Source organism: Halioglobus maricola, assembly GCF_009388985.1.
Classification (GTDB): Bacteria; Pseudomonadota; Gammaproteobacteria; order Pseudomonadales; family Halieaceae; genus Halioglobus; species Halioglobus maricola.
Genome location: NZ_CP036422.1, coordinates 3,410,699 through 3,423,564, shown reverse-complemented (window position 1 = coordinate 3,423,564; position 12,866 = coordinate 3,410,699). Strand labels below are relative to the sequence as shown.

Genomic DNA, 12,866 nt, shown 5'->3' with positions numbered 1-12,866 from the left:
TTTTGTATTCGAAGGGGTTTAGCTGACGGCGTAGAACAGCTGCTCGTCACGTTCCGCCAGATCGTTCAGGGACTCCTGCACGATTTCCTTGGCCATGATGCCGCACTTGCCGCACTGGCTGGCCACACCCAGGTTGCGGTTGACCTCACGCAGTGAACTCGCGCCATCCTGGACGGCGGCACGGATCTGGGTGTCGGTAATACCTTTGCAGAGACAGACGTACATAAGCTTGGTTTCTGGTGCGGTGATTCAATTTTGTAGAAGATGATGGTTACGTTAATAATAACGAGAATGATTGTCAACTACATTCGCGTAAACTGCCCTCGGACAGTCGATATTGATGAGTCTTCTCACTAAATATCGCGACCAAACAATCATTGCAGGAGTCTTGATAGTTTTTTCCTATATTGGGGATGCGCAGAATCAAATTGCGCTGTCACATAGCCTGTGTATTATTCACACCCGACCTGCGAGGCAGCGCCTCGTTTTCTGTATGACCCTTTATATTGGAGTAAGAACAAATGGGCGTATTAGTTGGCAAACCTGCACCTGATTTTGACGTGGCCGCGGTACTGGGCAATGGCGAGATCGTCGATTCCTACAAGCGTTCCGAAGCCATGGCCGGCAAATACGGTCTGGTATTTTTCTACCCGCTGGATTTCACTTTCGTATGCCCCTCCGAGCTGATTGCTCTGGACCACCGTATGGACAAGTTCCGCGAGCTGGGTGTGGAAGTCGTGGCTGTGTCCATCGACTCCCAGTTCACGCACAACGCGTGGCGCAACACTGACATCAATGACGGCGGCATCGGCGCTGTGACCTACACCATGGCTGCTGACGTGCGTCATGACATCTGTCGTGCCTACGACGTTGAAGCTGAAGGTGGTGTGGCATTCCGTGGCGCTTTCCTGATCGACAAAGAAGGCAATGTTCGCTCCCAGCTGGTGAACGACCTGCCCCTGGGCCGGAACGTAGACGAGCTGATCCGTCTGGTTGAAGCACTGCAGTTCCACGAAGAGCACGGCGAAGTTTGCCCTGCTGGCTGGAACAAGGGTGACAAGGGCATGAATGCTTCGCCCGATGGTGTGGCTGCCTACCTGTCTGAGAACTCTGAAGAGCTGTAGTTCTCGGTGACAGTTGCCAGACGAAGAGCCCGGGCATTGTCCCGGGCTTTTTTTTTGCCCCCCGTGCCGGCTTATATAGAAGCAACAAAGGGTGGGTGGAGAACGAACCAAGACCGGGTATAATTGCCGGCCTTTTTCCCAAGCGACTTGAATTGAAATGGACGTAGAGCAGTACATGCAGCAGTTGGGCAGCCAGGCACGCGCAGCAGCGCGTCAGGTGGCCGCTTCCACAACCGCCGCGCGCAATAATGCCTTGTTGGCCGCGCGCGACTTGCTGGATGCTGCTCGACCGGAACTGGCTGCTGCCAACGCAGAAGATCTGCAGCGAGGCGCGGCCAATGGCCTCGAGGGCCCGCTGATGGACCGGCTTGAGCTGACACCGGCGCGTATCGATACGATGCTGGAAGGTCTGACCCAGGTCGCATCGCTGGCCGACCCCGTGGGTGCCATCTCCGATATGAATACCATGCCCAGTGGCATCAAGGTCGGGCGTATGCGCGTTCCCCTGGGTGTCATTGGCATCATTTACGAGTCGCGGCCGAACGTGACCGTCGAGGCAGCGAGCTTGTGCCTGAAATCCGGTAACGCCACCATCCTGCGCGGCGGTTCAGAGGCCTTGTCGTCCAATCTTGCGATAGCGCGTTGTCTCGCGCAGGGTCTGGAACAGGCCGGGCTGCCCGCGGCGGCGGTGCAGGTGGTCGACACCACTGATCGCGCAGCTGTGGGTCGCCTGATCGCTATGCCCGAGTTCGTGGATGTGATTGTCCCCCGGGGCGGCAAGGGCCTGATTGAACGCATCAGCGCCGACGCCAAAGTACCGGTGATCAAGCATCTGGATGGGGTCTGTCACGTCTATATCGACGAGGGTGCGGACCTGGATATGGCCGAGAGTATTGCGGTTAATGCGAAGACCCAGCGCTACGGTACTTGCAACACCATGGAAACGCTGCTCGTGCATGCTGCGGAAGCGTCTGCTATCTTGCCGCGCCTGGAACAGGCTTACGGCAGTGCGGGCGTTGAACTGCGCGGCTGTGAGCGCACCCGGGCAATCATTGCGGGCGCAGTGGCTGCCTCTGAAGAGGATTGGCACGCAGAGTATCTCGCGCCCATTCTCGCGGTGAGGGTGGTAGATGACATGGAGCAGGCGATGGCACATATCGACCAGTACAGCTCCCAGCATACCGAGAGTATTGTTACTGCCGATCACGGGCGGGCCATGCGCTTTTTGCGAGAGGTGGATTCCAGCTCGGTCATGGTCAATGCCTCGACCCGGTTTGCCGATGGTTTTGAGTATGGTCTCGGCGCGGAAATCGGGATTTCAACCGATAAGCTCCACGCTCGCGGGCCGGTTGGCCTTGAAGGGCTCACCTCACAGAAATACGTGGTGATGGGCGAGGGTCAGGTTCGCACTTGAACCCTGCTGCCAGGCCACTGACGCCGGTAGGCGTCTTCGGTGGAACGTTTAATCCGGTGCACTACGGCCATTTGCGTTCGGCGCTCGAATTGGTTGAACACCTTGACCTCGATCATCTGCGATTGATGCCCTGTGCCACGCCGCCGCATAGGCAGGCACCCATGTGCAGTGCTGAGGATCGCGCTGCCATGGTTGAGTTGGCTGTTGCTGGCGAGCCCCACTTGCGTTGTGACCGTCGTGAGCTAGAGCGCGAGGGCGTGTCATATACGATCGACAGCTTGCTCGACCTGCGTGCTGAACTCGATCAGCGCCACAGCCTGACCATGGTGATGGGCAGTGACGCGGTACACAAGATCAACAGCTGGCACCGCTGGGATGAGCTGCTCGATGTGGCTCATATCGTCGTGCTGGCCAGGCCAGGCTGGCAATTCCCTACTGAGGGGGAGGTGGCAGATTGGCTGGCACAGCACCGGGCTGACGCGTCGGATGTGCTGCACAGGGATACCTGCGGCAGCGTGCTTGTGCAGGAACTAAGGCCGCTGGACATCTCCTCAACCGAGGTGCGCGAGCTGCTGGCAAACGGACGCTCCCCCCGATACCTGCTCCCCGAGTGCGTATTGGACTATATTCAGGAGAGACAACTTTATCTATGAAGAGGAATGGCACATCTATGAACAGCCATCTACGCGATGCAAGCTGAGCAATTGACTGAACTGGTCGTCGAAGCACTCGACGATCTCAAGGCGGTAAATACCGTGACCATGGACGTGACCGGGCTTACCGATGTGATGGACTATCTGGTCATTACCAGTGGCACCTCCAACCGTCACGTGAAATCTCTGGCGGACAATGTCTGCCTCGAAGCCAAAAAGCAGGGCGAGCGAGCCCTGGGCGTTGAAGGTGAGGACGCCGGGGAGTGGGTACTGGTAGATTTTGGCGACGTTGTAGTTCACGTCATGCTGCCTGCCACCCGTGATTTCTACGACCTGGAACGCCTGTGGGCGGATCATCCCAAGCCCGACGCTGACTGATGCGCCTGCGCATCATCACCATTGGTACCAAGATGCCCCCCTGGGTCAGCCAGGGGGTAGACGAATACAGCAAGCGCATGCCGCGCGAACTCAAGGTAGAGTGGAAGGAGCTTCCGCTAGCTCAGCGGGGCAAGGGCACCAGTGCGGATAAATTGCGGGAGAAGGAGGGGGAGCAGATCCTCAAGGCTATTCCCGCGGGCGACAAGGTGATCGCCCTGGATGTTCGCGGTAAGTCACTTTCCACCGAGCAACTGGCCGACCAGCTTGCCAACTGGCAGATGTCCGGCGCCAACTACAGTCTGCTCATCGGCGGCCCGGATGGCCTCTCCAAAGCCTGCCTGGAGAAGGCGGAACGGCGCTGGTCGCTCTCTGACCTGACCCTGCCACACCCACTGGTGCGAATTTTGTTGGCAGAGCAGCTGTATCGGGCTTGGACAATCACTGTCAATCACCCGTATCATCGCGAATAGTTTCCCCTACATAAGAAAGCACCAGGCCACGCTGTTTCATGCCCCAGCCCATCGCACTGAAGGATCCTCATCGGGAGGCCCGCATTTACAGCGCGAGAACGGTGGCTGCCATCATCGTTGTCGTCGGTATGCTGGGGGTGATCTTTGCCCGCTACCACAGTCTCCAGATCACCGATTACGAACAATACGTCACCCAGTCGGACCGCAACCGGGTTCAGTTGCAACCACTGCCGCCCAAGCGTGGCCTGATCTACGATCGCAATGGTGTGTTGCTGGCCGACAACCGGCCGAGTTTTACTCTCTCGGTTATCAAGGAGCGAGTGCGCGAACTCGACGAGACCATGGCCGTCCTCGCCGGCCTGGTGCCCATCAGCGAAAGTGAACTCGAACGTTTTCAAACCCGCCTGAAACGGCGTCGCCCATATGAACCTGTAGCCCTCCGGTTCCGGCTCACAGAGGAGGAGCGGGCGGCATTGGCGGTCAACCGCTATCGCTTGCCCGGTGTTGTGGTGGAAGCACAATTGTTGCGCCATTATCCGCACGGCGAACTGTTTTCCCACGCCCTCGGCTATGTTGGCCGGATCAATGAACGCGAGGCGCTGGAACTCGACGAAAGCGACTACGCGGGCACAGACCACGTTGGCAAGGTTGGCATAGAGAAATACTACGAGGATATGCTCCACGGCGACGTGGGTTACCAGAACGTCGAGACTAACGCCCACGGTCGGGTGCTGCGGGTGCTGGAGCGCAATCCACCGGCGCCGGGCTCAGATATTACCCTGCATCTGGATATTCGCCTGCAGCAGGCAGCCGCCGATGCGCTCGGAGATCGCCGCGGCGCCGTGGTGGCCATGGATCCGCATACCGGCGGTATTCTTGCCCTGGTATCCACACCCGGCTACGACACTAATCTGTTCGTCAATGGCATTAGCAGTAAGGACTACAGCGCCCTCAGGGATTCGCCCGACGTGCCGCTCTTCAACCGCGCGGTACAGGGCCAATATCCCCCCGGGTCGACTATCAAGCCGATGATGGGCATGGCGGGGCTTGAATCCGGTACTGTGACGCCTGAGACCACCGTGCCGGATCCTGGCTGGTACAGCCTGCCCGGAGACAGGCATCGCTATCGCGACTGGATTCTGCGCATTCGCGGTACTGGCCATGCGCCAGAAGTTGATTTGAAGATGGCCATTGCCGAATCCTGTGATACGTATTTTTATGATCTGGGCCGCAAGCTGACCATCGATACCATGTACGAGTATCTCGAGCCCTACGGCCTCGGGGATCGCACCGGGGTAGATACCACGAATGAGCGCAAGGGTGTCTTACCCTCAACCCGGTGGAAGCGAGACGCCCTGGGGCAGCCCTGGTATCCCGGTGAGACGATTAGCGCCAGTATCGGTCAGGGTTACATGTTGACGACACCCATGCAGCTCGCGGCTGCGACTTCCGTGTTGGCGAGCAAGGGTGAGCGACGTATTCCCCGTTTCCTGCACTCGATAAACGGTGAGGTTCTGGAAGCACCAGAACTCCAGCCTTTGGTGGCGAAAGAGGAAAACTGGGCTGCTGTTTACGACGGCATGCTTGAGGTGGTGCATGGCAAGAAGGGTACGGCCAAGTATCTGGCCAAGGGTATTCGCTACAACATGGCTGGCAAGACCGGTACTGCGCAGGTGATTGGCATCGCCCAGGGTGAAGTGTACGACGAGGACGAGGTCAATGAACGTCACCGTCACCACGGTCTGTTTATCGCTTTTGCACCCGCCGAAGCTCCGACCATTGCGGTGGCCATTATCGTTGAGAACGGTGGCGGCAGTTCGGCGGCTACGCCCATAGCACGCAAGGTAATCGACACCTGGTTGCTTGGTAGCTCAGATTATGAGGATCCTGCCTGATGGGCGATTACGTCAGGCAGATGCCCCACCAGGGCAGTGCGGATCTCGCGCGCAGGCCCAGCGCCTTCGCTCGTTTTCATATCGACCTTCCGCTTCTGATTTTGCTGATGATGCTGACCGGCTACGGCCTGTTTGTGCTGTACAGTGCCTCTGGCCAGAGTATGGGCGCTGTGATTCGTCAGGGGCGATATTTTGCCGTGGGTTACGTGATCCTGATCCTCGGCGCTCAGATCAGCCTGCAGCGCTATACCCGGTGGTCGCCTTGGTTATACCTGGCCGGCGTCGCCATGCTCGTGGGCGTGATGTTTTTCGGCGTGGGCGCCAAGGGGGCCCAGCGCTGGTTGCAGATTGGCGGATTTCGTTTCCAGCCGTCTGAGATCCTGAAACTGGTCGTGCCGATGGCCGTTGCCTGGTACCTCGCCGACAGGGCGCTGCCACCGCGGTTCACGCATATTCTGGCGGCGCTGGTGCTGGTCGCTATCCCCTTTTTGCTCATCCTGCAGCAGCCGGATCTGGGTACCTCGCTCCTGATCGCCTCCTCAGGCCTTTTTGTGTTGTTCATGGCGGGCATTGGTTGGCGCTACATTTTCGGTGCGGTGATACTGGCGCTGGCGTCGGCCTGGCCCGCATGGACGTTTGTGCTCAAGGAATACCAGAAGCAGCGTATTCTCACCATGCTCAATCCAGAGAGCGACAAGCTCGGCGCGGGCTGGAATATCATCCAGTCCAAAACCGCGATTGGCTCCGGTGGCTGGAAGGGCAAGGGCTGGCTGGATGGTACCCAGTCGCAGCTGGATTTTCTGCCGGAGAGCCATACTGACTTCATTATCGCGGTGCTGGCAGAAGAGCATGGCCTGCGCGGTGTGATGGTCCTTATGGCCATTTATGTTTTGATCCTGCTGCGCGGTTTCTGGATTGGGGTTAACGCCCAAACCAGTTTTGGCCGGATGATGGCAGGTAGCCTTACCCTGACGTTCTTCGTCTACATCTTTGTGAATATGGGCATGGTCGCCGGCCTGTTACCCGTGGTGGGGGTACCCTTGCCGCTGGTGAGCGCCGGTGGTACATCGGTGGTTACCCTGATGGCTGGTTTCGGTATCCTGATGGCGGTGAGTACGGAAAGAAAACTGGTGACGCGCTAGGCGCGCCCACAAAAGCGAGATACAACTATGTACAAGACTTTAAGAATCGCACTCGCAGCCGCGCTGTTGAGCCCCGTCATCGCGCTGGCCGAGGACAACTACGGCGCGAATCCCGCGGCGATGGCGGTGGTTGACGAGTTGGTAGAGGAAGAGGGCTTTGAGCGCGAAGCCCTGCTGACCATCATGGCCGATGCCCACCGCCAGGACAGTATTATCAAGGCCATGAACCGGCCGGCGGAGAAGACCAAGGCCTGGCACGAATACCGCAAGATTTTCCTCAATGACAAGCGAATTGCCGGTGGGCAGGCGTTTTATCGGGATAACAAGGACGCTCTGGAGCGGGCAGAGGCAGAAACCGGCGTGCCTGCCGAGATCATTGTTGCCATCATCGGCGTCGAAACCCTGTACGGCAAAATTCGAGGGAGCTACCGGGTTATCGATGCTCTCTCTACTCTGGCTTTCGACTACCCGCGCCGCTCGGAATTTTTCACCAGTGAACTCAAGCATTACCTGATCTTGACCCGCGACCAGCAAATGGATCCACTGACGCCGGTGGGCTCCTACGCGGGAGCCATGGGCTTCGGTCAGTTTATGCCCAGTAGTTATCGCCACTACGCGATCGACTTTGATGGCGATGGCAAGACCGATATCTGGGAAAACAAGACCGATGCCATTGGCTCCGTGGCCAACTACTTTATCGAACATGGCTGGCGGCCGGGAGAGAAGGTTGTGCTCGCGGCCGAGCCGCCGGCAGAAGTTCCGGAGGAAATGCTCAGCCGCGGGCGCAAGCTCAAGCCGCGCTACACGCTGGGTGAATTCGCTGCCGCTGGGTTCCAGTTCAAGGATACCGAAGATTCTCAGGCCATGGCGATCGCCATCGAGTTCGAGCAGCCGGCGAGCATGGAGTACTGGCTGGGACTGCACAACTTCTATGTGATTACCCGCTACAACCACAGTGCCATGTACGCGATGGCGGTCTACCAACTGAGCATGGCGATCGGCAAGGGCATGCGCGAATGAGGGGGCGCCCGCTTGCTGCGGGGCTGATGCTCGCGGCACTGCTGCAGGCCTGTTCTGGCAGCGACTCAAAGCCCGGCTATGAACCCAGTGCCAGTGATGAGTACCAGGCCACTCGCTACCAGCAGCAGCAGGATGCCGCACCGCTGAAACATATCGGCCCGGACGATGTGCAGGATGCCGTGCCCCGGGCGGACCCAATCCTTGCGGCCGGGAACAAGAGCCCCTACACCGTCAACGGCGTCACGTACGAGATTCTCACGGACTATCGCAACTACCGGGAGCAGGGCACTGCCTCCTGGTATGGCAGTAAGTTCCACGGCCACAAGACATCCAATGGCGAAATTTTCGATCTGTACGCACCCTCGGCGGCCCACAAGACCTTGCCGCTGCCCAGCTATGCCAGGGTGACCAACCTGAACAACGGGCGCAGTGTGGTGGTGCGGGTGAATGACCGCGGCCCGTTCCACGGCGACCGTCTGATTGACCTCTCCTATGCCGCAGCCGTCAAACTCGGTTACAGAGAGCAGGGCACAGCACCGGTGGAGGTAGAGGTGTTGAATATTGCCGGCGTGGACGACCGCCGCGGCGCACCTGGCACTCACTATCGCTTCCTGCAGCTGGGTGCGTTCAGTGCCCAGAGTTCGGCGCAGGAGCTGCAGGCCAAATTACAGGGCTTTGTGCAGGCGCCGGTCTTCATTGCGCCGGTGGAGGCGGGTGGGCGCACACTCTACCGGGTCAGAATTGGCCCTGTAGCCAGCGGCGAAGAGCTCGCGCTGGTGCAACAACAGCTGCGGGATGGCGGCTATACCGAGGGCCAGCCCCTGCCCTGAAGGCGCGCTTTCTTCCGCTGGCTCGGCGCATGCGTTAACATGCCCGCTTGGCAACATTCACTTCCACGGTTCACTCATTATGATGCGACTCTCACTGGTCCTTGTCCTGGCACTCTTTACGCTGAATGCCCAGGCCGCCACCATTATTCCCTCGCCGCCGCAGATTGCCGCCAAGGCCTATCTCCTGATTGACGCGGACAGTGGTGAGGTGCTGGCGGAGCAAAACGCAGACCTGCCGCTGCCCCCGGCCAGCCTCACCAAGATGATGACCAGTTACGTGCTGGCCTCTGAGATCTCCGAGGGCAATGTCTCCGAGACCGATATGGTGGTGATCAGCGAGAATGCCTGGTCCCAGAACCCGCGCTTTTCCGGGTCCTCCCTGATGTGGATTGAACCGGGCAAGGATGTGTCTATTGGCGATCTGCAGCGAGGTATCATGATTTCCAGCGGCAACGACTCTACCGTCGCTGTTGCCGAGCACCTTGCGGGTAGCGAACAAGTCTTCGCCCAGATGATGAATAGCCACGCCGAGAAACTCGGCATGGTCGATACCTACTACATCAATACCCATGGCTTGCCACACCCCGAGCATGTGACAACGGCGCGCGACCTGGCGACGCTGGCCAACGCGATGATCAAGGAATACCCGGAGCACTACGCGATCTACAAGGAACGGGAATTTACCTATAACGATATCAAGCAATACAACCGCAACTCGCTGTTGGGAGAAGACCCAACTGTCGACGGTATGAAAACGGGCTACACCAAGGAGGCGGGATACTGCCTGGTGGCATCTGCCGAACGCCGCGGGATGCGACTCATATCTGTGGTCATGGGGGCCTCCAGTCCACGTGCGCGCAAGAACGAGACTCGCAGCCTGCTGAACTACGGTTTCCGCTTCTTTGAGACCACGGCGCTGTTTGAGGCGGGTCAGGAGTTGGATCAGCCCCGAGTATGGAAAGGCCAGGTCGATTACGTGCCAGTAGGTATTCTGGACGAGGCAGTGGTTACCCTGCCTCGTGGCAAAAAGAAGCACCTGGTGAGCGAGGTTGCCGTCAACAGTAATCTCGAAGCGCCGCTGGCGATAGGGGATGAAGTGGGTACCGTCATCATGAGTCTTGATGGCGAGACGGTATACACCGGCCCCGTAGTTGCGCTCCAGGCGGTCGAGCCCGGAGGCTTCTTTGCCCGCATCTGGGACATGATTCTGATGTGGATTGCGAGTCTGTTTGAGGTCTGATCATGGCCGAACAAGAACCCCCAAAGATAGAATTCCCTTGCGATTATCCGATCAAGGTACTCGGGCGTAATTCGGGCGAGTTTCGCGGGCTCATTCTCGAGGTTTTTGAGCGCCACGCGCCCGGCTTCGACGAGGCGGCGATCACGGTTCGCGACAGCGCCAAGGGCACCTTTACGGCCATGACCGTCACTATTACGGCCACTGGCGAAGACCAACTGCGAGCGCTGCACGAGGACCTGATGGCCACCGGTCATGTCCAGATGGTTATCTGATGGAGCTCATTACCCGTGAGCTCGGTCTGGCGGATTACCAGACAGTGCTCGACGATATGCGCGCTTTCACCGACGGGCGCGATGAAAACACCCCCGACGAATTGTGGTTGCTGCAGCATCCCCGGGTCTTTACCCAGGGGCAGGCGGGTAAGGCTGAGCATGTGCTGGCGCCGGGGGACATTCCGGTTATCCAGGTGGATCGTGGAGGACAGGTGACTTACCACGGCCCGGGGCAGTGGGTGGTTTACCTGCTCATCGACCTCAAGCGTCGCAGCCTCGGCGTGCGTGCCCTGGTGACCCTGATCGAAGAAGCGATTGTGAACCTATTGGCCGAGAATGGTATCGAGGCAGCCCCTGACCCGAAAGCACCCGGCGTGTATGTGGATGGCAACAAGATTGCCTCGCTCGGCCTTCGAGTGCGCAGGGGGCGCAGCTATCACGGGCTTGCGCTCAATGTGGATATGGACCTGGAGCCGTTCCAGCGGATCAATCCCTGCGGCTACGAGGGCTTGCAGGTGACGTCGATGGCTCAACTACTGCCAGATCGTGCGCTTGATATGGATGCTGTCGGCCGGCACCTGATTGAGATTCTCAAACAAAAGCTCTCCCCTTAGCGCCTGACCGGGCGTTTCTGCAATTTGCGCTGGAGTGTGCGGCGATGCATGCCCAGGGCGCGCGCTGTTGCCGAGACGTTGCCGTCGTTGTCGCCCAGCACGCGCTGAATGTGCTCCCACTCCAGGCGATCGACCGAGATTGGATCATTGGGCACTTCAATGTCGACAGACGTTTTCTGATCACCGAACGCCGCGAGGATTTCATCGAGAGTGGCTGGTTTGCAGAGGTAATTCTTCGCGCCGAGTTTGGTGGCTTCGACCGCCGTGGCAATGCTGGAGTATCCGGTCAGTACGACCAGCTCTGCCGCATTGGTGGCGGCGAGTAGCTCGGGCAGTACGACGAGGCCTGACGTTTCCGGCATGTTCAGGTCAAGCAGAATATGGCTGGGCTGGAATTCTGCCGCTGCGACGAGGGCCTCGGCGCCGCTATTGCAGCTGCGCACGGTGAAACCACGGCGTTCGAAGCCGCGCGTCATCACCGCGGTGAAGGTGGTGTCGTCATCTACCAGCAGAATTTTGTCAGTCATGGCTCGAATCTACTATAGGTAGTGTGAGAGTGGCGATGGCGCCGGAATCTTCGGCGTTGCGCAGTTCGACTCTGCCACCGTAGCGCTCAACCGTGGCGTGGCTAAGCAGCAGGCCGATGCCCAGTCCCGCGCGGCTGGCGCGAATGATCGGTTTGCCGATGTCCTCGAGCAGGTCGGGGCTTATCCCGGTGCCCCAGTCCCGTACGGTAATGCTCGCGTGCTGAGAGCTCCAGTTAACGCTAACTTCAACCCGTTCAGAGCCCGCGTCGGCGGCATTGTTGAGCAGGTTTTCAAACGCCTGTGCAAGGGTAGGGTCGTAGGGTATCGATGGCGCGGAACCCTCTCCGAGTCGCACCGTTTGGTAACTCACAGTGGGGCGCCGCACGGACCAGCGTTCAATACTTTCCTCGACGAATTTGTCCACCGGCATTGGCTTGCTCTCGGCGGTGGTCTTGAGCTCCGCAGTGCGGGTGAGCTCGGTCAGGGTGCTGCGGCATGTCTGGAGTTGCGTCTGTAGTAGCTTGCAGTCTTCCCTGGCCTGAGCTGACAGGGTATCGTCCGCCAGCATTTCATCCAGCAGTACCGTCATGGTGGCCATGGGCGTGCCCAGCTCGTGGGCAGTCCCTGCCGCAAGGCTGGCGACCGCCATGATCTGGTCATTGCGCAATTGGTCTTCACGCTGGGCCACGGCGCGAGTTTCCTGCTGCCGCAGCTGGCCGGCCATACGCACAACGAAGTAGGTGATCAGGCCCGCGCTGAAGAGAAAGTTGAACCACATACCGAGGATGTGAACGTTGGCATTCGTGCCGTGGCCCATGTGGGCGTGGGGCGTGAACAAGGGAAATGGCCGGTAGAAATAGAGCAGCAGGCTGTAAGCCAGTAGCGAGGCGACGGCGACCAACCAGGTATGGCGCCAGGGCAGCACCGCTGCGGAAACGACCAGCGGTACGATGTAGTACGAGATAAACGGGTTGTTGGCGCCGCCGGTGAAATACATGAGGGCAGTCCAGGCGCCGACATCGATGAGTAATTGTGCGAGGAATTCCCCGTCGGAGACAGGCCACGATTTGCTGCAGCGCCAGAACGTGAGCATGGTGAACAGGCCGAGCACGACCAGACTGGCGGTCATGCCCCAGAGTTCTTCAGTGGTGCGGCTGCTGTAGAGCACATAGCAGAGCACGCCGATTTGCCCCAGCAGCGCGATGCTGCGAATGATCAGCAGGCTGCGCAGGTTCTCCAGTGCCGGGCTGGCGATATGGTTGGTCGTTTGGTTCACGCCGCTAGTAT

General features: G+C 59.1%; 15 protein-coding genes. 12 read left to right on the top strand and 3 right to left on the bottom strand.

Annotation, left to right across the window (positions count from 1 at the left end):
- Positions 1-18: 18 nt before the first annotated feature.
- Positions 19-225 (bottom strand): bacterioferritin-associated ferredoxin, encoded by a 207-nt coding sequence (locus EY643_RS15475; RefSeq protein WP_153240079.1) that lies wholly within the window; start codon positions 223-225, stop codon positions 19-21.
- A 296-nt stretch (positions 226-521) separates the two neighbouring features.
- Between EY643_RS15475 and EY643_RS15470 the strand changes: the two genes are divergently transcribed.
- The 12 genes from EY643_RS15470 (at position 522) to lipB (ending at position 11,052) form a co-directional block, all read left to right on the top strand.
- Complete coding sequence (locus tag EY643_RS15470) at positions 522-1,124, top strand: peroxiredoxin (protein WP_153240078.1); 603 nt, start codon at positions 522-524, stop codon at positions 1,122-1,124.
- A 157-nt stretch (positions 1,125-1,281) separates the two neighbouring features.
- Complete coding sequence (locus tag EY643_RS15465; RefSeq protein WP_153240077.1) at positions 1,282-2,538, top strand: glutamate-5-semialdehyde dehydrogenase; 1,257 nt, start codon at positions 1,282-1,284, stop codon at positions 2,536-2,538.
- Positions 2,535-3,191 (top strand): nicotinate-nucleotide adenylyltransferase, encoded by a 657-nt coding sequence (nadD, locus tag EY643_RS15460; protein ID WP_153240076.1) that lies wholly within the window; start codon positions 2,535-2,537, stop codon positions 3,189-3,191. The genes EY643_RS15465 and nadD overlap by 4 nt, the downstream gene beginning before the upstream one ends.
- Positions 3,192-3,227: 36 nt before the next feature.
- Entirely contained in the window at positions 3,228-3,569 is a 342-nt protein-coding gene (gene rsfS / locus EY643_RS15455; RefSeq protein ID WP_153240075.1) for a ribosome silencing factor, read from the top strand.
- Entirely contained in the window at positions 3,569-4,039 is a 471-nt protein-coding gene (gene rlmH, locus EY643_RS15450) for a 23S rRNA (pseudouridine(1915)-N(3))-methyltransferase RlmH (protein WP_153240074.1), read from the top strand. Before rsfS ends, rlmH begins: the two co-directional genes overlap by 1 nt.
- Before the next feature lie 38 nt (positions 4,040-4,077).
- Positions 4,078-5,934, top strand: coding sequence for a penicillin-binding protein 2 (gene mrdA, locus EY643_RS15445; protein WP_153240073.1), 1,857 nt, complete (start codon positions 4,078-4,080; stop codon positions 5,932-5,934).
- A complete protein-coding gene (gene rodA / locus EY643_RS15440) occupies positions 5,934-7,076 on the top strand; it encodes a rod shape-determining protein RodA (protein WP_153240072.1) in 1,143 nt (380 codons plus the stop codon). Before mrdA ends, rodA begins: the two co-directional genes overlap by 1 nt.
- A gap of 27 nt (positions 7,077-7,103) precedes the next feature.
- The gene (gene mltB, locus EY643_RS15435; RefSeq protein ID WP_153240071.1) at positions 7,104-8,096 is read left to right on the top strand and encodes a lytic murein transglycosylase B; all 993 of its coding nucleotides are present in this window, start codon (positions 7,104-7,106) and stop codon (positions 8,094-8,096) included.
- Positions 8,093-8,926, top strand: coding sequence for a septal ring lytic transglycosylase RlpA family protein (locus tag EY643_RS15430; protein ID WP_240732732.1), 834 nt, complete (start codon positions 8,093-8,095; stop codon positions 8,924-8,926). The genes mltB and EY643_RS15430 overlap by 4 nt, the downstream gene beginning before the upstream one ends.
- 79 nt (positions 8,927-9,005) lie before the next feature.
- Positions 9,006-10,166 carry a D-alanyl-D-alanine carboxypeptidase family protein gene (locus EY643_RS15425; protein ID WP_153240070.1) on the top strand — a complete coding sequence of 387 codons (1,161 nt, stop codon included), beginning with the start codon at positions 9,006-9,008 and terminating at the stop codon, positions 10,164-10,166.
- A 2-nt stretch (positions 10,167-10,168) separates the two neighbouring features.
- Positions 10,169-10,438 (top strand): YbeD family protein, encoded by a 270-nt coding sequence (locus EY643_RS15420; RefSeq protein WP_153240069.1) that lies wholly within the window; start codon positions 10,169-10,171, stop codon positions 10,436-10,438.
- The gene (lipB, locus tag EY643_RS15415) at positions 10,438-11,052 is read left to right on the top strand and encodes a lipoyl(octanoyl) transferase LipB (protein ID WP_153240068.1); all 615 of its coding nucleotides are present in this window, start codon (positions 10,438-10,440) and stop codon (positions 11,050-11,052) included. The genes EY643_RS15420 and lipB overlap by 1 nt, the downstream gene beginning before the upstream one ends.
- Here the strand turns inward: lipB and EY643_RS15410 are convergent.
- The gene (locus EY643_RS15410; RefSeq protein ID WP_153240067.1) at positions 11,049-11,579 is read right to left on the bottom strand and encodes a response regulator transcription factor; all 531 of its coding nucleotides are present in this window, start codon (positions 11,577-11,579) and stop codon (positions 11,049-11,051) included. The genes lipB and EY643_RS15410 overlap by 4 nt on opposite strands.
- Positions 11,572-12,855 carry an ATP-binding protein gene (locus tag EY643_RS15405; protein ID WP_153240066.1) on the bottom strand — a complete coding sequence of 428 codons (1,284 nt, stop codon included), beginning with the start codon at positions 12,853-12,855 and terminating at the stop codon, positions 11,572-11,574. Before EY643_RS15405 ends, EY643_RS15410 begins: the two co-directional genes overlap by 8 nt.
- Positions 12,856-12,866 lie beyond the last annotated feature (11 nt).